Source organism: Sorangium sp. So ce296 (assembly GCF_051529605.1).
Taxonomy (GTDB): domain Bacteria; phylum Myxococcota_A; class Polyangia; order Polyangiales; family Polyangiaceae; genus Sorangium; species Sorangium cellulosum_D.
On the sequence record NZ_CP150325.1, the window covers coordinates 1,813,671 to 1,832,692 of the forward strand.

General features: G+C 70.9%; 15 protein-coding genes. 4 read left to right on the forward strand and 11 right to left on the reverse strand.

Annotated features, from left to right (window positions below):
* Nucleotides 1–66: 66 nt before the first annotated feature.
* The 9 genes from WME98_RS06880 to WME98_RS06920 form a co-directional block, all read right to left on the reverse strand.
* Nucleotides 67–1,008 carry a homocysteine S-methyltransferase family protein gene (locus tag WME98_RS06880; RefSeq protein WP_437950562.1) on the reverse strand — a complete coding sequence of 314 codons (942 nt, stop codon included), beginning with the start codon at nucleotides 1,006–1,008 and terminating at the stop codon, nucleotides 67–69.
* 225 nt (nucleotides 1,009–1,233) lie between these two features.
* Nucleotides 1,234–4,056: a VWA domain-containing protein gene (locus WME98_RS06885; protein WP_437950563.1), complete on the reverse strand. Its 2,823-nt coding sequence runs from the start codon at nucleotides 4,054–4,056 to the stop codon at nucleotides 1,234–1,236.
* On the reverse strand, nucleotides 4,053–5,960 hold the full coding sequence (locus WME98_RS06890; RefSeq protein WP_437950564.1) for a vWA domain-containing protein: 1,908 nt from the start codon (nucleotides 5,958–5,960) through the stop codon (nucleotides 4,053–4,055). The genes WME98_RS06885 and WME98_RS06890 overlap by 4 nt, the downstream gene beginning before the upstream one ends.
* A 2-nt stretch (nucleotides 5,961–5,962) precedes the next feature.
* Nucleotides 5,963–6,916 carry a DUF58 domain-containing protein gene (locus tag WME98_RS06895; RefSeq protein ID WP_437332693.1) on the reverse strand — a complete coding sequence of 318 codons (954 nt, stop codon included), beginning with the start codon at nucleotides 6,914–6,916 and terminating at the stop codon, nucleotides 5,963–5,965.
* Nucleotides 6,917–6,934: 18 nt separating this feature from the next.
* A complete protein-coding gene (locus tag WME98_RS06900) occupies nucleotides 6,935–7,939 on the reverse strand; it encodes an AAA family ATPase (RefSeq protein ID WP_437332694.1) in 1,005 nt (334 codons plus the stop codon).
* A 72-nt stretch (nucleotides 7,940–8,011) separates the two neighbouring features.
* A complete protein-coding gene (locus WME98_RS06905; RefSeq protein WP_437950565.1) occupies nucleotides 8,012–9,934 on the reverse strand; it encodes a hypothetical protein in 1,923 nt (640 codons plus the stop codon).
* A gap of 344 nt (nucleotides 9,935–10,278) precedes the next feature.
* Nucleotides 10,279–11,094, reverse strand: coding sequence for a response regulator transcription factor (locus WME98_RS06910; protein ID WP_437950566.1), 816 nt, complete (start codon nucleotides 11,092–11,094; stop codon nucleotides 10,279–10,281).
* A gap of 177 nt (nucleotides 11,095–11,271) precedes the next feature.
* A complete protein-coding gene (locus tag WME98_RS06915) occupies nucleotides 11,272–11,937 on the reverse strand; it encodes a hypothetical protein (RefSeq protein ID WP_437950567.1) in 666 nt (221 codons plus the stop codon).
* Nucleotides 11,937–12,542, reverse strand: coding sequence for a hypothetical protein (locus tag WME98_RS06920; protein WP_437950568.1), 606 nt, complete (start codon nucleotides 12,540–12,542; stop codon nucleotides 11,937–11,939). Before WME98_RS06920 ends, WME98_RS06915 begins: the two co-directional genes overlap by 1 nt.
* A 453-nt stretch (nucleotides 12,543–12,995) precedes the next feature.
* On the opposite strand from WME98_RS06920, the gene groES reads away from it, so the two are divergent.
* The 3 genes from groES to WME98_RS06935 all read left to right on the forward strand — a co-directional run bounded on the left by groES (nucleotide 12,996) and on the right by WME98_RS06935 (nucleotide 15,602).
* The gene (gene groES / locus WME98_RS06925; RefSeq protein ID WP_020738934.1) at nucleotides 12,996–13,286 is read left to right on the forward strand and encodes a co-chaperone GroES; all 291 of its coding nucleotides are present in this window, start codon (nucleotides 12,996–12,998) and stop codon (nucleotides 13,284–13,286) included.
* Nucleotides 13,287–13,319: 33 nt separating this feature from the next.
* Nucleotides 13,320–14,948, forward strand: a complete 1,629-nt coding sequence (gene groL / locus WME98_RS06930; RefSeq protein ID WP_437332699.1) for a chaperonin GroEL — start codon at nucleotides 13,320–13,322, stop codon at nucleotides 14,946–14,948.
* Between the two features lie 120 nt (nucleotides 14,949–15,068).
* On the forward strand, nucleotides 15,069–15,602 hold the full coding sequence (locus WME98_RS06935) for a GNAT family N-acetyltransferase (protein WP_061627619.1): 534 nt from the start codon (nucleotides 15,069–15,071) through the stop codon (nucleotides 15,600–15,602).
* Between the two features lie 37 nt (nucleotides 15,603–15,639).
* On the opposite strand, the gene WME98_RS06940 is transcribed toward WME98_RS06935, so the two are convergent.
* Nucleotides 15,640–16,167, reverse strand: a complete 528-nt coding sequence (locus WME98_RS06940; RefSeq protein WP_061627618.1) for a TrmH family RNA methyltransferase — start codon at nucleotides 16,165–16,167, stop codon at nucleotides 15,640–15,642.
* 15 nt (nucleotides 16,168–16,182) lie between these two features.
* Entirely contained in the window at nucleotides 16,183–17,010 is an 828-nt protein-coding gene (locus WME98_RS06945; protein ID WP_437950569.1) for a PDZ domain-containing protein, read from the reverse strand.
* 94 nt (nucleotides 17,011–17,104) lie between these two features.
* Between WME98_RS06945 and asnS the strand changes: the two genes are divergently transcribed.
* Entirely contained in the window at nucleotides 17,105–18,445 is a 1,341-nt protein-coding gene (asnS, locus tag WME98_RS06950; protein WP_437950570.1) for an asparagine--tRNA ligase, read from the forward strand.
* Nucleotides 18,446–19,022 lie beyond the last annotated feature (577 nt).

Genomic DNA, 19,022 nt, shown 5'->3' on the forward strand with positions numbered 1-19,022 from the left:
AGACTTCGACTCACTCGCGTGGCTTGCGTCGGCCATCATCACGTTTCCGGTTGGTTTCGTTCTCGCCTAGAGCGCGCGCCTGAGCAGGGGCGCGCGTTGCGTCGTACGGAGCATCTTCGCGAGCGCGCCGAGGTGCGCCAGCGTCGTCGCCGTCCCTCCCCCCAGCATTCGCGCGCCCGCCTCGATGAGCCGCACCGCGGACGCGGCCCAGGCGTCGCAGGCCTCGGCGGGCGCCGGTCGCTCGGCCGCGTCGGCCGTAGCGGGCTCGACGCCGAGCAGCACGCCCACCTGGACCTCGTGGGCGACGCCCTCGAGGCGCCGGAGAATGCTCAGCCCGAGGTCGACCGACGGGACCTCGAAGAGCAGCGCGTCCGCGCCGCTCTCGAGCGCCCCCCGGGCGGCCTCCTCGAACCCCTCTCCGTCGGCGGTGCGCCCGGCCCCGTCGAGCTCCACGAGCGCCCACGTCGCCAGCTGCGTCGTGCTGGCGCTGACCACCGCCGCGCGGCGCGCGAGCCGCGCGACCGCGGGGGAGACACACGCCGCCTGGACGGGATCGAAGCCGCACGCGACGAGGATCTCGCAGCCGGCGGCCGCCAGCCTGGCCGCATGGACCGCGTAATCTTCCGCAATCCGGTCGGCCATGGGCGCGGCGGCAGTGTGGCCCAGGATACCGGCCACCGCCACGCGACGCGCGGCCGCGCCCGCCGCCTCCGTGGCGAGCTCGACCGCGGTCCCGGTGAGCGCGGCGGCGCGGAACGCCATGCCGATGGGCGCCAGCGCGCGCGTCGTCGTCGCGGACGTGAGGGCCCGGACCACGTCGATCCCCAGCGCGATCTCCTGCTCGTGCAGCTCCGCGATCGTCCGAGGCGACTCGCGGAGCAGCCGGCCGAGGGCGGTGGTGGACGAGACCGAGGCCCCGCGGCCGCGGAGCGAGGCGAGCGGATCTCCGCTGATGATGAGCGGACGACCTACCGGAGGCCGAGAGGTGGAGGCCTCGAGCGCGTTCACGTCCTTCGCTGCTTTCCAGGGCTCCTCTACCACCGGTCTATAAGGGGAAACTAGCCCAAGACAGCCCCTTCGCGTCGCGAAATGGTGCGGACCAGCGGTCTGGGGCACAGCGATTCATGCAGCGGAGTCGGGGACAACCTGACGCTCGCTCGCCGGCGCTGGGCGCGACGCCTGGGCGGAACGCGGGATCGGCGCTCATGCAGGGCTCGGCTGTGCCGCGGTCCGTCATACGGCGGGGAGGCTCCGGCCTCCTACCCCGCGCCCGCGGCGCGCGACGAACTTCCGGTCGAAGAGCCGCACCCGCCGGACGAACAGGTCGAGCAGGAAGACGACCATCGCGGCGTAAATGAACCGTTGCCAGAGCTCCTCGTGGAAGGTCACCTTCTCCCCGGCCGGGTCGAAGATGGCCGCCACGCCGGTCGGATCGACCGCGCCGCCGGTCGACGTCGCGGCCTTCTCGAGGGTCGCGAGCTCGGGCTCGAAGCTCGCGTACTCGCGAGGGTACGGGTTCGAGACGTGGCCGTAGCTGACGGCGACGGGCCGGAGCGAGCCGTCCTCGGCCTCGCGCAGGTGCTCCGCCCGCAGCAGGAAGGAGCCGTACCGATCCAGCGCGAGCGCCGTCTCGTACCGGCCCGGCGCGGTCTGACGCATGTCGACCACCCGCGTCGCCCCGCCCGGCTCGGGCCCGATGATGCTGAGGCGGGAGGTCAGGTTGTTCTCGAACCGGTCGTCCGCCCCGAACGCGTCCACGGACGCGCGCAGCTCTCCGTCCACGATCTCGGCCTTCATGTCGAGCTCGCGCCGGTGCTTCTGGCGCATGTGCTCGTGGATGAGCTGCCCCCAGAACTTCTCGAAGCCCGGCCACCGGAGCCACTCCACGGCCCAGCGCGCCTTGACGTCGCTCGTCCAGGCCAGCGTCCACCCGAGGCCGACCCGCCAGCGCGCGAGGATCGGCTCCTCGGTGTCGCTCGTGAGCAGCTCCTGGGCGGGCGGCGGCTTCAGCTTGGTCGAGACGTAGCCGTGCAGGTTCGGCGCGGTGCGGACGTCGATGCCGCGGAGGAACGCCGCGTCGCCGACCTGCGTGACCGGGAACCACTCCTCGACGGCGGCCGCGCGCGCCACCATCTCGGTCTCCTTGGTGAAGATCCGCGGCAGGTTGTTCGGGTCCGGGACCGCGTGGAAGCGCCCGCCGCCCACGTCGGCGATCATCTTGAGCAGCTGCTCGTCGAGATCGTTCCCCAGCCCCACCGTGGTCACGGTGATCGACTCGGCGATCATCGCGGACACGAGGTCCCGGATGCCGCCCGTGGACGCCTTGCCGTCGGTGAGGAGGATGACGTGCTTCTTGCGCGCCTGCGTCACGGTCATGTCCTGGTAGGCGGCGTCGAGCGCGGCGAAGATCTCGGTCCCGCCGCCCGGCTGGATGCGCGCGATCTCGCCGGCGATGCGCGAGCGGTTGCGCGCGGGCTGCATCTTCACGTACCGGGTCGGCGCCGAGTCGAACGCGATGACCTCGATCAGGTCGTCCGACGACAGGACCCCCGCGGTCGCCTTCGCCGCGGCCTTGGCCATCTCGAGGGGCAGCCCGGTCATCGACCCCGATCGATCCATGACGAGCGCCATCGCGACGCTCGGCATGTCCTTCTTCCGCTCGTTGTCCATCCGCACCGGCAGGATCCGCTCGATCGTGGTGCGGTACCAGCCGCCGAGGCCGTACCCCGACTCGCCGCCGGCGAAGAGGAACCCCCCGCCGAGATCGCGCACGTAGCTCTCGATGATCTCCTGCCCCTGCAGGCTGAGCGCTTCCTTCGGGGTGTCGGACACGATCAGGAAGTCGTAGCGCTCCATCTCCTTGAGGGAGCCGGGGAAGCCGGCCGGCGGCCTGACGTCGACGTCGAGCTGCTGCGCGGTGAGCGCGCTCGAGAGCGGGCCGGCGTGCTGCGGCGTCCCCTCGATGTAGAGCACCGACGGGCGCCCGGGCACGTCGATGGTGGTCGCGTACCGGTTGTTCTCCTTGAACTTGTCGTCCGCGATCTGATCGAGCTCGAGCGCGTAGGTCACCTGCCCCGCGATGCGCACGACGCTCTTGAACACGACGTCGTTCGGCCCCGCCTTGAGCTCGAGATCCCGGATGCCCTCGAGGCCGTTCAGCGCCTCCCCCTGGAACAGCCGCGCGCGGGCCTTGGTGGCGCGGCTCGCGTAGATGTCGGCGTGGATCTCGAACGTCTCGCCGACCTTGACCCGGTCCGGCATCCTGAGCTCGCGCACCGCGACCTCGGGCGGCGCGGGTCGCCGGTACGGGATCGAGAACAGCCGCACCCCGAAGTCGCGCGCCCGGTTGGCCTCGGCGAGGAGGTCGCCGTCGGTCTGGACGCCGTCCGACATCAGCACGGCGCGCTTCAGGTAGCCGGGCGGGTACAGCCCGTAGGCGAGCTGGAGCGCCGCCTGGAGGTTCGAGCCCGCGCCGAGGTCGCCGCGCTGCCCCTTCTCGTCGAGGTGGCGGCCGATGGCCGGCGCGCGCCGCTCCGCGTCGCCGCCGGCCGCCTCGCCGGCGGCGCGCTCGACGAGCCGCGGCCGCCGCGCGAACGTGATCACCTTGATGACGCCGTCCTCCGGCTTCTCGGCGAACGCCTTGTCGAGCGCCGCGCGCGCGTCGTCGAGCGACTCGTCGGTGACGGACTCCGAGACATCGACGAGGTAGATGGTGGCGACCTTCTCCGTGGTCGCCGTCCTCGCGAGCCGCGACAGCCCGAGCGCGATCAGCGCGACGAAGGCGATCCGCAGCAGCACGGACAGCACGCGCTGCGGCAGAGGAAGATCGGCGAGCGAGCCCGCGAGGACGCCGACGAACCAGGGCGCGAGCAGGAGCGCGCCGAGCATCTTCGGGTTGAGGAGCTCGTACTTCACCCCCTCGCGCACCCACGTGAGCGTCGGGTCCGGATGCAGCAGGACGTACTTCCGGTACGCCCAGAACAGGATCCCACCGAGGGCGGCGCAGGTGATGGCCCACGCGACGACGCGGAACTTGCGGCCAGTGAACGCGCTCACACCGTCACCCTCCTGTGGTACGTGAACCACTCGATCGCGGTCACGAGGAGCACCGCCGCGAGCAGATAGACCCAGAGCTCGCGGCGAACGCCGATCTTGAACTCGCCCACGGCGCCCGCGCCGCGCCCGTCGACCTTGAGCTCGGCGGCGGGGGCGATCGCGCTCTCCTCGGGCGCGGAGAGGTTCGCGGCGAACATGCTCACCTCCTCCGCGCCGGGGGCGCCGACGCGCAGCGTGTAAAAGCCGGCGTGCTGCCCGAGGAACACGGCGCGCCCGTCCTGGATCGGGACCGCCCGCTTCGTCCCGTCGGGCAGCTCCAGGCTGGCCGACTCCGCGGACGACGACGCCGGGATGTGCCAGACGGCGCCCGTGCGGAACGAGGAGATGTAGCTCGTGTCCTCCTCGACGAAGTTGTTGATCGCGTTGAGCAGGAAGAGCGGCCAGGCGATGCGGAGGGGGAAATCGCTCTCGCGGACGTCGAAGCCGAGCGCGACGAATTTCACGCCGCCGCGCCGCCCCTCGATGAGCAGCGGGCCCCTGTGGCTCCGGCCGACGACCCTGTCCTCCTTGTTGCCCTTGAGCACGTGGGCGCGCGCGACGTTCACGTCGCTGAGCGCCGTGTAGCGCAGGAGCGGGTGCTTCGCGTCGAGCTCGTCGAAGCCCAGGCCGTAGTTCGGATCGTCGTCGAGGATCTCCTTGCCCACCTCGAACGGGAGGTTGGTCCCGGTCGGGTTCAGGTAGAGCAGGCTCCCGCTGCCCGGCGCGACGCTCGGCGCCACGCCGTCGAAGATGGTCACGTCGAACGAGGACGCCGCCGGATAGCGCTGCGGCTCGACGAACGTCACGTCGAGGTACTCGTCGAGGAGCAGCGCCGCCTCGAGGAACATGTTCCCCGCGGAGACGACCTGGATGCGCGCGCGGCGCCGCTCGGGGAGCAGCGCGTAGGCGCGGTTGTCCGCCGGGAGATCGTCCGAGCCGCCGTCGGCGAGCGCGAGCTTCGCCTCGAGCGTCTTCGACGCGCCGGAGAGGTTCGGGTAGAAGCGGGGCAGCTTCTCTTTGGGCTTGAGCCGGAGGCGCGTCAGGTCCGTGAGCTGGCCGTCGCCGAGCAGCGACAGCTCGAGGTCGAGCGGCTCGTCGCTCGTGTTCGTGACCTCGAGCATCACCTCGTAGCGGCTCTTGTCGAGCGGGTAGCGCCGCACCGAGAACTCGGTGATGGCGGCGTTCCGCGCCCCCTTGCCGACGGGCAGGAACGAGAGCTTGACGTCGCCGAGGCGCACCGGCCCGCCGGCGTCGGCCGGCTCGCCCAGCGCGCCGTCGCTCACGACGATGACCTCCGGCGACGGGAGCCCGCTCAGGGTGTCGCCGGCGAAGCGGAGCGCGCGCGCGAAGTCGGCCGTGGCGTCGGTCGGCTTCACCGCCGCGAGGGCGGCCTCCAGGTCGGAGATCTCGCCGGTGAGCGTGGACAGCGGCGTGACGGCCGCGTCCATCTGGGCCAGCAGCATGCGGTCGCTGCCGGACAGGCCGCGGACCATCTTCCTGACCTCTTCCTTCGCGAGCTCGAGGCGCGACGGCGCGACGTCGACGGCCTGCATGCTCGCGCTCGCGTCGATGAGGACGACGATGTTGCGCCCCTCGACGAGGTTCGCTTGCGGGCGGGGATCCCCGAGCGCGAGCAGGAGCAGCGCGAGGAGCGCGAGCTGCAAGAGCAGCGAGAGCAGCCGCTTCAGCTGCGAGAACAGGCTCGTCGCCTCTTTGTCCCGGAGGACGCGCTCCCAGATCTTCGAGAACGGGACCGCGACCGGCCGCCGGCGCAGCTTGAGGATGTAGAAGACGACGACCACCGCCCCGGCGAGGGCGCCTATCTGGAGCAGGGTCGCGAGCGGGACGCCGGTGAAGTGCAGCATCGCTACCGGAGGAAGCCGCCTCTGCGGAACACGCGCAGGATCAGCTCGTCGAAGGGGACGGACACGTCGGCGCGGAAGTAGCTCACCTGCCGCGACGTGCAGAACCGGCGGATCTCGTCGAGGTACTTCTCGTACGCCTCGGCGTAGCGATCGAGCACCTTCGCGGTCACCGTGACCTCGCGCTCGTCGCCGGTCTCGCAGTCGTAGACGCGCACGTCGCCGCGCAGCGCGGGCCGGGCCTCGCTCGGGTCGACGATGTGGAGCACGAACGGCTCGAACCGGTTGTACCGGAGCACGTTGATGCCGCGCTCGAAGCCCACCGGATCGTAGAGATCGCTGAGGATCACGGCGAGCCCGCGCCGCTTGTGCTGCGCCACGAACGTCTTCATCGCCTCGCCGAGGTCGGTCGCGCCGTCGGCCCGCGCCTGCCCGAGGAAGCGGAAGATCCTGAAGATGCGCGCCTTGCCGCGGGTCGACTGCATGCGCCCGCTGATCTCGTCGGTCGCGGTGACGATCGCGATCCGATCGAGGTTGGCGAGCCCGACGTACGCGAGCGCCGCGCACAGGCGCTTCGCGTGCCTGAGCTTCGCGCCGTCGCCGAACGCCATCGACGCCGAGGTGTCGAGGATGAAGTAGATCGAGAGGTCTTCCTCCTCCTCGTAGAGCCGGATGAGGAGCCGGTCGAAGCGCTGGTACGCGGCCCAGTCGAGGTACCGGAAGTCGTCGCCCGGGGCGTAGTCGCGGTGGTCGGCGAACTCGACGCCGGAGCCGGTCTTCTTGGTCCGCCGCTCCGCGCGCATCGCGCCCGAGAAGACGCGGCGGCTCACCATCGCGAGGTAGTCGAGCTTGCGCTGGAACTCGTCGTCGAAGAGATCCTCGTCGGAGGCGCCGGCGGAGACCGCGGAGAGCCGCCGCAGCGGCGCGGCGGCCCGCTTGAACGCGTCGAAGAGCCCCATGCTAGCTTCGGCGGCGCCTCATTTGCTCTCCGGCAAGCGCTTCAGGATGGCCTGCAGCACCTCGTCGGTCTTCACGCCCTCGGCCTCCCCCTCGAAGTTGAGGAGCACGCGGTGCCGCAGCGCGGGAAGCGCGCACGCGCGCACGTCGTCGACCGACGCCGCGAACCGCCCCTCGAACAGCGCCCTGATCTTCGCGGCGAGCAGGAGCGCCTGCGCCCCTCGCGGCGACGCGCCGAACTTCACGAACCGCTTCACCTCGTCGAGGGTGTCGCCCTCGGTGGGGTGGGTGGCCTGGAGGAGCCGCACCGCGTAGTCCTGCACGTGCTTGGCCACGGGCACCTCGCGGACGAGCCGCTGCATGGCGATGATGCGCGCCTTGTCGAGGACGGGCCGCGCCGCCAGCGCGTCGGTGCCGGTGGTCCGCTCCAGGATCGCGTTCAGCTCGTCGCGGCTCGGGAACGGCACGTGCAGCTTGAAGAAGAACCGATCGAGCTGCGCCTCGGGCAGCGGGTACGTCCCCTCGCTCTCGAGGGGGTTCTGCGTCGCCAGGACGAAGAACGGCTCCTCCAGCGTGTAGCTCTGCCGCGAGACCGTGACCCGGTGCTCCTGCATGGCCTCGAGGAGCGCGCTCTGCGTCTTCGGCGTCGCCCGGTTGATCTCGTCGGCGAGGACGATGTTCGCGAAGATCGGCCCCTTGCGGAACGAGAACGACCGCTGCCCGCCCGCGCTCTCGTCGATGACCGTGGTGCCGATGATGTCGGCGGGCATCATGTCGGGCGTGAACTGGATGCGCGAGAACTGGAGGTCGAGCGCCTCGGCCATGGTGCGGACGAGCATCGTCTTGCCGAGCCCCGGCACGCCCTCGAGCAGCGCGTGCGAGCCCGCGAGCATGCACGTGAGCACGCCGTCGACCACGTCGCGGTTGCCGACGATGACCTTCCCCACCTCCTCGCGCAGCTCTCCGATGCTCGCGCGGAACTCGTCCACCTCGGCCCGCGCTGCTTCCTTCGTCTTCTCGGCCATAGCTTCCTGCTTCGCGCCCGCTGCCGCGGAGCGCCTGTAGAGGCGCGGTCGCGCTCGAGCCGATGGCTCGACTCACTCGCGCGGCCTGATGAGCTGGAAATACCGGTTCACGTAGAACCGGTATCCATCAGGGATCTGATCCTTGTTGATCTGCTGCTCTGCGACCGTGTGGTAGTCCGTGAAGACCTTCTTGTAGCCGGTCCCCTTGAAGCCCCGCTCGGCGGCGCTGAGGATCACCTCGCTGTTCGAGGGCCCCTGCTGGGTGTCGAGCCCCTGCGCCTGGACGTCCTGGGTCCCCATCTTCGGGTCGGTGCGCTTGCCCGCGACCTCGCCGCCGCGGCCGGAGCCGGCGCCGTCGCCTCCGGGCTGGTTGCCGCCGCCCTGGTTGCCCTTGCCGCTCCCCTGCCCCTCTTGCCCCTGACCCTGTCCGCCGGGCATCAGGATCTTCTTCCCGCCGGGCCCGATCACCAGCTCCTGCCCCTGGCCTTGCCCGCCCTTGCCCTGCTGGCCGTCCTGCCCTTCCTGCTCGCCGTCGCCCTGCCCCTGCTGGCCCTGGCCCTGCGGCTCCTCGCCGCTGCCCTGGTTGCCGCGCGCGCGCTTGCCGAAGCGGAGCATCCTCGCCATCCGCTGCTTGCCCCCCTGCCCTTGCTGGCGCACGAGCTCCCGGAGCTCCTCGAGGCGCTGACGCAGCTCTTCCTTCTCCTGCTCGGACATCTCCTCCTGCTGCATCCGGTTGATGTCCTCGGCGGCCTGCTCGAGATCGTCCGCGGACATCCCGAGGTCGCGCATCAGGTCCTCGGCGGCCTTGGCAAGCTCGCGGTCGAGCCGGTCGAGCTGGCGCCCGGTCCGCTCCTTCTGCTCGGCCTCGCGGTCGAGCCGCTCCAGCTCGCGCTCCTTCTTCTTGAGGAGCCGCTCCTCTTCGGACTTCCGCTGCTCGTTCGCGGAGGCCTTCTGCTTCTGCTTGAGCAGCTGCTCGCGCACCTCGGCCCGCTTCTCGTTGATGGCGGCGAGGGCCTCCTTGCGGCGCGAGGCCGCCTCGGTGAGCGCCTTGCGCAGCCGCTCGATCTCGGCCTTGTCGAGCTTCTGCTTCTTGTCGCGGAGCTTCTCGGCGAGCTGCTTCAGCTCCTTCTTCGCCTGCTCGAGATCCTTCTTCTCGAGGGACTCCCCCACGCCCTTCGCCAGGTCGCTCCTCTTGAGGTCGAGCCCGGTCTCCTTCAGCGCCTCCTCAAGCGCCTTCAGGTCGGCCTCGGCGCCCTTGAGGAGCTCGCGCTCGAGCGCCTCCATGCGGCGGAACGCCTCGGTCCGATCGAGGCGCTTGTTGGCGATGTCCTCGATGAGCTGGTTGAACCGCTCGACCGCGGACTTCATCTCCGGGCTCTGATCCTGCCGGTCGAGCGCCTTGGCCGCGTCCTTGAAGAGCTCGATGTCGTCGGGCGACATCGCGAGCGCGTCGATCGTCTGCGCGACGGGCGCCTGCTTCCGCGGGGTGCGCACCTCGAGCAGCGCCACCGCGAGCACGCCGAGGCCCACCGCGGCCGAGGCCCAGAGCTCGCGCGGGAACGCGAGCGGCGCGGCGCCGGCGGGGCGCAGCCTGGCCGCGTGCTCGCAGGCGTCGTCGATCGCCGCCTCCATCAGGGCGGTCCGCTGCGCCGCGGGCAGCGCGTCGAAGGCGAGGGCGTTCGTCAGCCGGTCGTGGAGGCCGTGGTGCCGGTCGAGGGCGACCGTCCCGGCGCGGGGGGGCAGGCGGCGCAGCATCGCCAGCGCGACGGTGGCCAGCACGAGCAGCCCCGCGCCGAGCAGGAGCTGCCGGGCGCGCGGCTCGCTCAGGTGCGCCGGGAGCGCCTTGTGGACGGCGAGCGTCCCGGCTGCGATCGCCAGCGCGAGGGTCAGCGCGGTCGGCAGCGCGCGCAGCGCGCGCCCGACCCGGAGCCGCAGCTCGACCGCGCGCGCGGCGCTGCGGATACGGTCCAGATGCTTCGTGCGAGAGTCGCTCACGGTGCCCAGCGTTCCGGGCGCCCCCCGCGGGGCCCCTCGAAGAGGAAACGTCGCAGCATTGTACCTGCTGATGGGTCGGGCGCCCGAAAGTTCCTGGGAGGCTGCGCGCGACGCGTGAGGGCATGACGCGCGGCGAACCCCGATCATTCCCGCGCGGGCCAGCCTCGGCGCTCAGCGACCGCCCGCATCGATCGCGCGTCCGGGAGCGTGTGAGGGCGCTCCCTCCGGGTTACGACCGGATGGATCCCCGGCGCCGCTGCGCCAGCAGACGAGCACGAGCGCTCGACGGATTCGGTGGAAACGACCTGACCGGGCCCGCGCACGGCGCGGGCGTCCCGGCCAGGTTACCTCGCCGCCTTCTTCTTGGGCGCCGCCTTGCTGGCGGCCGCCTTCTTCGTCGCGGCCGGCTTCTTCGCCGCGGCTTTCTTGGGCGCCGCTTGCTTCGCGGCCGGCTTCTTCGCCGCGGCTTTCTTGGGCGCCGCTTGCTTCGCGGCCGGCTTCTTCGCCGCGGCGGTCTTCTTCGCCGCCGGCTTCGCGGCGGTCTTCTTCGCCGCCGGCTTCGCGGCGGTCTTCTTCGCCGCCGGCTTCGCGGCGGTCTTCTTCGCGGCGGGCTTCGCGGCCGCCTTCTTCGCAGCCGGCTCCGCCGCGGTCTTCTTCGCGGCGGACGTCTTCGCGGCCGCCCTGCCCGTCGCAGCGCCGTTCGCCGCGGGCCTCTTCGCCCCCGTCGCGCGCTCTCCGGACGGCTGCTCCTCCTCGCGCTCTTCACCCGCTGCGCTCGGCTGGCCCTTGCTGCCGTTCGCGTCGGGCAGCGGCTTCGCGTAGCGCGCGAGCGTCTCGCGCACCCGCGCGTCGAGGTCGGCGAAATCGAACGGCTTGTTCAGCCAGGCGTCGGCGGCGAAGAGCGGCGACGTCATCTCGTTCAGGTTCTCGCCGATCCCGGTGAGCATGATGACGCCGGTGCTCGCGAACGGCCGACCGTCGGACGTGTCGCTCTTCAGCCGCTTGCAGATCTCCCAGCCGCTCATGCCGGGCATCATCACGTCGAGGATCACGAGGTCCGGCTGGTGCTCGCGCGCGAGCTCCCAGGCGGCATCGCCCTCGGAGGCCTCGATCACGGAGAAGCCCAGGTTCCTCAGGTGGCGCGCAACGAGGCTCAACATCGCCGGTTCGTCTTCGGCCACCAGCACACGGGGCGGCGTCATGCTCGCGGAAGGCATCGTGGATGCGGATGAGAGTACGTGCGCGCGAACCGGTCAAGAGAGAACGAGCCCGCGGGGACGCGACGCGCGCCCGGAGCCGCCCTCCCGCGGCGACCCCGAGCGCCGGCGAGACCGCGATCACGCCGCTCGCGCGAGGGCGATCTTTTCCGTCTGTCCCGCCGCGTAGAAGCGCCGCAGCGCGGCGAGCAGCTCGGCGTACCGGCCCCGGCGAGCAAACTCGGCCTCCAGCCGGCCCACGAACCGCGCCGCCAGGTCGTTCGCGATCCGGTAGCGATCCCCGGTCTCGGTGCCCGGCGGATCCATGAAGGTGACGCGGTCGAACAGGTGGGCGCGGATCCGCGCGGCGCGCTCGGGCTCGAAGCGCGCTGGCCCGGGCGGCGCGGCCTCGTGGCGGCGCCGGAGCGGCGGGCCCGGGAGCTCGACCTCCTCGGCCAGGCCGCCGTGGACGAGCAGCACGTACTTGTCCACCTCGGCCTGGAGCTCCAGCTCCAGCTGGGTCGCCGGGAGCTCCCTGCGCGCCCGCTCGGCCACATAGAGGAAGTGGCTCACCCCCTCGACGATCTGGCAGATCTCGTCGAACGTCCCCTCCCGCCCGCGCGAGATCGCGCGGGCGGGCAGGTGCAGCGCCACCTCAATGTCCCCGTCCGCGTGCCGGATCAGCAGCGCCTCGCGCGCGCCGCCGTCCGTCGGCCGGATGAAATCGTCGACGGCGGGGGCGTCGTCGAGCGCGTAGGTGCGCGCGAGGTGCTGCTGGATCCGGGCGGGGAAGGTCGCGCCCCGCATCAGTTGAGCCCGCCCGTGCCGCGGCTCGGCACGAGCCCGCGCGCCCCGAGCTCGTCGGCGAGCCGGCTGGAGCCGGTGCGGACCCAGCGCTCGTACAGCCGGAGCACCGAGCGCTCATCGCGAGCGCCGGACGCGAGCGTGCCGTCGGCCACATCGTTCAAGACGCTCACGAAGCGCTCGAACTTCTCGGCCATCTCCGCGAGGACGTCGGGGCCCTGGCCGCCGCGCGCGTTGAGGCGCAGCATCGCGGCGGCGTGGTGGTAGGCTGTCGACCCGACCCCGACCACGTAGCGTCGATCGATGCCCTTGAGCTCGATGTGGCCGCCGAAGAAGCCGACCACGTAGAGGACGCCGTCGCCGAGGTTGCGCAGCCGCCGGAAGCGCTCGGCGCCGGTGGCCTCCAGGGCGTCGCGCAGGAGAAAGGTCAGGGGCTGGTTGAAGGTGGACTCGGCGTGCTCGTCCGGGTGAGCGAAGGCACAAAGCAGACCGACCAGGTAACTCGACGCCGCCTCGGTCGCGGCGACGTTCCGAACTCGGAGCGCCTCGTCCACAACCTCCTGGAAGTAGCGGGTCATGCTCGGGGACACAGAGATCGCTTGGCTCACGGGGGCACCTCACTTGCGCGGGCACCCTGGATACCGACGTAACCCGGGCCACCACGCGCTCAGGTCAACCAGACACGTCCTGTCGGCCTCCCTCGGGCAGGAGACCGTGAGGGCGTCGCGTCACGGTGCAGCCGCAGTTCCGCCCTCATACGCTCACTTTAGCCGAGGGACCGGGCCAAGCCCAGCCGCACGCCCCGCACCTTCCCCTGCAATCTCCAGGACTTACAGCCACCCGGGCGCCTGGCTGCCAGCGCGCGAAATGCCGGGCAGACCCGCGCTTGACACCCTGGAGGGGGTGGCTATCTTCGGCGCGCCCGCTAGCACTCCCCTGAGGTGAGTGCTAGCAAAGTGCCCAGACTGCAATCGTATGGGACCTTGCGGCTGCTCAGGCAGGCCGTCTGGGTCCTGCCGTCTCGTGGGACGCGGCCGCTCGTCCCCGGAGGATTCGCAAAGATGAAGATTCGACCGCTCCAGGACCGCGTGATCGTTCAGCGCGTGAAGGAAGAAGAGAAGACCAAGGGGGGTCTCTACATCCCGGACACCGCGAAGGAGAAGCCGATCGAGGGCACGGTCATCGCCGTCGGCAACGGCAAGGTCGGCGAGGACGGTACCGTGCGGAAGCTCGACGTCAAGGAGGGCGATCGCGTCCTCTTCGGCAAGTACTCGGGCACCGAGGTGAAGATCGACGGCGAGGAGCACCTCATCCTCCGCGAGGACGACATCCTCGGCGTGATCGAGAAGTGACGCGGGCGATAGCAGGAACTTAGGAGAGACACCATGGCAGCCAAAGAAATCATCTACAACGAGTCCGCCCGCAGCATGATCCTCGCGGGCGTCAACGCCCTCGCCGACGCGGTCAAGGTCACGCTCGGCCCGAAGGGGCGCAACGTCGTCATCGAGAAGAGCTTCGGCTCGCCGACGGTCACCAAGGACGGCGTGACGGTCGCCAAGGAGATCGAGCTCGAGAACCGCTTCGAGAACATGGGCGCCCAGATGGTCCGCGAGGTCGCCTCGAAGACGAGCGACATCGCCGGCGACGGGACGACCACGGCCACGGTGCTCGCCCAGGCGATCTACCGCGAGGGCTCCAAGCTCGTCGCGGCCGGCCACAACCCGATGGAGATCAAGCGCGGCATCGACAAGGCGGTCGAGGCGATCGTCGGCCACCTCCACAGCTCGGCCAAGCAGACCAAGGACGCGAAGGAGATCGCGCAGGTCGGCACGATCAGCGCGAACGGCGACGAGACGATCGGCAAGCTCCTCGCCGACGCCATGGAGAAGGTCGGCAAGGAGGGCGTGATCACGGTCGAGGAGGCCAAGAGCGCCGACACGACGCTCGACGTGGTCGAGGGCATGCAGTTCGACCGCGGCTACCTCTCGCCGTACTTCGTCACCGACCCCGAGGCGATGAAGGCGAACCTCGAGGACTGCTACATCCTCATCTCGGAGAAGAAGATCTCCAACATGAAGGACCTGCTCCCCGTGCTCGAGGCGATCGCCAAGAGCCAGAAGCAGCTCCTCATCATCGCCGAGGACGTCGAGGGCGAGGCGCTCGCGACCCTCGTCGTGAACAAGCTCCGCGGCACGCTGCACTGCGCGGCCGTGAAGGCGCCTGGCTTCGGCGATCGCCGCAAGGAGATGCTGAAGGACATCGCCGTCCTGACGGACGGCCAGGTGATCGCGGAGGAGCTCGGCCTCAAGCTCGAGAACGTCACGATCAGCGATCTCGGCCGTGCCAAGACGGTCATCATCGACAAGGACAACACCACGATCGTCGGCGGCCAGGGCAAGAAGGACAAGATCAAGGCCCGGCAGCAGGAGATCCGCGCCCAGATCGAGAACACGACGAGCGACTACGACCGCGAGAAGCTCCAGGAGCGGCTCGCGAAGCTCGTGGGCGGCGTCGCGGTGGTCAAGGTCGGCGCTGCGACCGAGACCGAGATGAAGGAGAAGAAGGCCCGCGTCGAGGACGCGCTCCACGCGACCCGCGCGGCCGTCGAGGAGGGCATCGTCCCGGGCGGCGGCGTGGCGCTCATCCGCGCGCAGACCTCGCTCGAGAAGATCCAGGTCAACGACGAGCAGCGGTTCGGCGTGAACATCATCCGCCGCGCCATCGAGGAGCCCCTCCGCCAGATCTCCGCCAACGCCGGCGAGGAGGGCTCGATCGTCGTGCAGAAGGTGCGCGAGGGCAAGGACTCGTTCGGCTACAACGCGGCGTCGGGCGACTACGGCAACCTGCTCGAGATGGGCGTCATCGATCCGGTCAAGGTCGTCCGGTCGGCGCTCCAGAACGCGGCCAGCGTCGCCAGCCTGATGCTCACCACCGAGGCGCTCATCGCCGAGCGGCCGAAGGAGGAGAAGGCGGCGGCCGGCGGCGCCCACGCGGGCCACGGCCACGACTTCTGATCGCGGCGCGGGCAGCTAAGCCCGTCGGGTGAGGGCCGGCTTCCTCCTGGGGAAGCCGGCCCTTCTCCATTTCGACTTCCGGCAGGCCGCGACGCGTGATCTGATCCGCGCAGGTTCGCGATGAGCACCCTGACTACCGAGCGCCTTGAGCTGACCCCGGTCTCGCTGCCCCTGCTCGAGGCGGTCATCCGCGGAGATCGCCTCGAGGCCGAGGCGCTGTCCGGCGCGCGCTTCCCCGACGCCTGGCCCGGGCGCGCGCTCGTCGAGCGCGCCTTCAGCTCGCCGCTCGACCGGCTGCGCGACGATCCGGAGGCCTTCCTGTGGGGCACGCGGCTGATGGTGACGCGCGGGCAGGAGGGGCGCGTCGTCGTGGGCAGCGTGGTGCTGAACGGCCGGCCCGACGAGACCGGCACCGTGGAGATCGGCTACGGCGTCGAGGGGAGGTCCCAGGGCCAGGGCTACGCAACCGAGGGGTCGCGCGCCGTCCTGCACTGGACGCTGCAGCAGGCGAGCGTGCGGCGCGTGATCGCCACCACGCCGGCCTGGCACCGCGCGTCGCTCCGGGTGATCGAGAAGCTCGGGATGCGCGCTGCCGGGACGCTCGACCACGCCCTCCTGGGCGAGCTGCTCGTCTTCGAGCGCTCCCGCGAGTAGCGGCCCCTCGCGCGCGGTGGGCCCGCGGAAGCGCGCCTCAGCCCCCGGCGCGGCCGACGCCGCCGCGCGGGTCGCGGCGCCGAGCCCACTCGCACATCGTCATGCCCGCGGCGATCGCCACCGGGTACGAGTGGTTGATCCCGTACATGGGGATCGCGACCACGTCCTCGCACGCGTCGAGCAGCGCCGGCGGCAGCCCGTCGTCCTCGCTGCCGAAGAGGAAGACGAGCCCGCGCGGAAACGGCGCCTCCCAGAGGGTCCGCCGCGCGTGGTCGCGCTCGACGCCGATGAGGGGACGGCCGCGCGCCGCCTCGAGGAAGGTCGCCTCGTCGGGGCACTCGACGATGGTCTCGTACTTCTGCATGCCCATCGAGGCGCGCTCGTAATAGGGCTCGGTCCCGATCAGGAAGATCTCGCGCACCAGGAAGGAGTGCGCGACGCGGATGATGGCGCCGATGTTGAACGGGTTCTTCGCGCGGCAGACGGCGATCGAGAAGTCGTTCCGCAGGGGGGCGAGCTCCTCGCGGATCTCCTGGGTGGTGAGCCCGAACGGCGGGATCTTCACGGCGCGCTGGCTTCCTTACTCGGCGGCAGCGAAGCGGTCGAACAGCGGATAGATGGGGCCCTCGTGGAGCCTGAGCTGCTCGGTGGCGCCCGTCGCGTGCTTGACCAGGAGCACGAGCCCGGCGCGCGGCGCGGCGTCGAACGCGCCCCGGATGACGGCGACGGACAGCTGTCGCACAGGCCGCCCCGCGATCTCGAGCACCTCGTCGCCCTTGCGGAGCCCGGCGCGCTCGGCGGGCCCGCCCTCCACGGTCCGCGAGATGAACGCAGAGCCCGAGTGCAGCTCGTACCAGAAGCCGAGGCCGAGCTTGGCGTGGGCCGGCTCGAACGCCAGCGTGAGCCAGCCGCCCCCGTCGAGCTCGACCTCGATCTCCCCGGCGGCGCGCTGCGTGTCGGTCGGGCGGCCGATGTCGCGCACCCCGATCGGCTTGTCGACGAGGGCGTCCGACTCCCAGACCTCCACGCGGAGCCGATCCTCGGGCGAGATGCGGAAGTTTCCGCTCGGGCCGTCAGGCCACGTCGGGTCGACGGTGTCCTCCTGCACCTTGGTCCGAAAGATCTCCTCGCCGTTGACCAGGACGCGGGCATACGGGTCGGGGAGGCCTCCCACCTCGGGATCCCAGGCTCGGCCGTCCCGGGTGCGCTCCGGGATCCTCGCCCGGACGACCCGGAGCCACCGGACGTCCTCAGGCGGGGGCGGGTGCAGCTCCTGCTCTGGCGGGGGCTCGCGGAGCCGGGTCGCGAGCTCCGGATAGAGGAACGAGCAGCCCCCCGCGGCGAGCAGGACGCCCCCTGCGGCGAGCAGCTTGCCCCCTGCGGCGAGCAGCTTGGACAACGCAGGCATGCAGAGCGCGCGAGGCTTTCGGAGGGCCACGATGGCGCCATTTTTGGCCGGAGCCGGCGTCAGCCGCAACTAAACCGTGCTATTTCCGGCTCCCATGCAGGACTCGCCCGTGATCGCTACCAGCGACCTCAGCGCGCACGTCGACGGCAAGGTCGTTCTCCGCGGATGGCTCTACAACAAGCGCTCGAGCGGCAAGCTCCACTTCCTCGAGCTGCGCGACGGCTTCGGCACGGTCCAGTGCGTGATGGCCAAGAGCGACGTCGGCGACGAGGTCTTCGCGGCCGCCGACAAGGTCACCCAGGAGAGCGTGATCGAGGTCACCGGCCAGGTGAAGGCGCACCCGAAGCGCGCCGGGGTGTTCGAGGTCGTCGCGTCCGGCTTCCGCCTGCTCGGCCCCACCACGGGCGAGTACCCCATCTCCCCCAAGGAGCACGGGACCGATTTCCTCATGGATCACCGCCACCTCTGGCTGCGCTCGAGGCGGCAGCACGCGATCTTGCGCGTGCGTCACACCATCATCCAGGCTATCCGCGACTTCTTCGACGGGCGGGGGTTCACGCTCGTCGACGCGCCCATCTTCACGCCGAACGCGTGCGAGGGGACGAGCACGCTGTTCCAGACCGACTACCACGGCGACCCGGCGTACCTCACCCAGTCCGGGCAGCTCTACATGGAGGCGGCGGCGGCCGCGTTCGGGAAGGCGTACTGCTTCGGGCCCACGTTCCGCGCGGAGAAGTCGAAGACCCGCCGCCACCTGGCCGAGTTCTGGATGGTCGAGCCCGAGGTCGCGTTCATGGACCTCGAGGGCGACATGGACCTCGCGGAGGACTTCCTCTGCTTCATCGTCGAGCGCGTCCTCGAGCGGCGCCGGCCCGAGCTCGCCGTGCTCGAGCGCGACGTCGCGAAGCTGGAGGCCGTCAAGAAGCCGTTCCCGCGCATCCGTTATGACGAGGCCGTCGCCATCCTGAACGAGGCGCGCGCGGAGAAACGCAAGACAGCTGGAGAGGCTGGAGTTCCCGATTTTCCCTGGGGCGAGGATCTCGGCGGCGAGGACGAGACGATCATCTCCAGCCGGTACGATCGCCCCGTCATGATCCACCGCTATCCGGCCCAGGTGAAAGCCTTCTACATGAAGCGCGATCCGACGGACGACCGGCTCGCGCTCTGCGTCGATGTCCTGGCGCCGGAGGGCTACGGTGAGGTGATCGGGGGCGGGCAGCGCGAGGACGATCTCGCCACACTCGAGCGGGCAATCGAGGCGCACAAGCTGCCCCCCGAGGCGTTCAGCTGGTACCTGGATCTGCGCCGGTATGGCACCTTCCCGCATGCGGGCTTCGGGCTGGGTGTCGAGCGGAGCGTCGCCTGGATCTGCGGTCTGCCCCACGTGCGCGAGACCATACCGTTCCCGCGGATGCTGAATCGGCTCTCGCCGTAGTGCCGCGCGTCAGAGATCCTGCCGGTTTTCTGGCTGCCGCGCTGTCTCACCTTCACCTCGCGCGCCGCGCGGGGCCGACCTCGCCCCGCCGCGCTCTGCCCCGCAAACGTTGCGCGACCGCCGCTGCGCCGCTGCCCGCTGTGCAGCAACCGCGTGTGCCGGCCGCACGCCGCGAGGCCGGCGCGAGCTACCGGCGGGGCGGCCGAGCGCTGGAGGGCGCGCGCCACGGCGCGATGCGCCACGGCGCCGACGCGACGAGCCGACGCGCAGAAGCAGATGAGGCTCGCCGCTGCGCGCTGGAGGCGGGGAGGAGGAGCGGGTGGGAGCGCGCGGTGCGGCGAGGAGCGGCGAGGAGCATGAGTGAGAGGTAACGCGACCAGCGACCGCCGAGACGAGCGGCGGGCAGTGTGGTCAGGCCGTGCCCGCGACGAGCGTCGCCGCTGGGGATCCGTTTTTGCTCCGCTTGCAGGGCGACTCTGTCGTATCAAGAAAGTATAGGGCGCAACGCGCGACCCACGCTCACTCGGCCGACCGACGGAGCCACCCCTGCTTGCAGATGAGGGAGCGCTCTACCGGC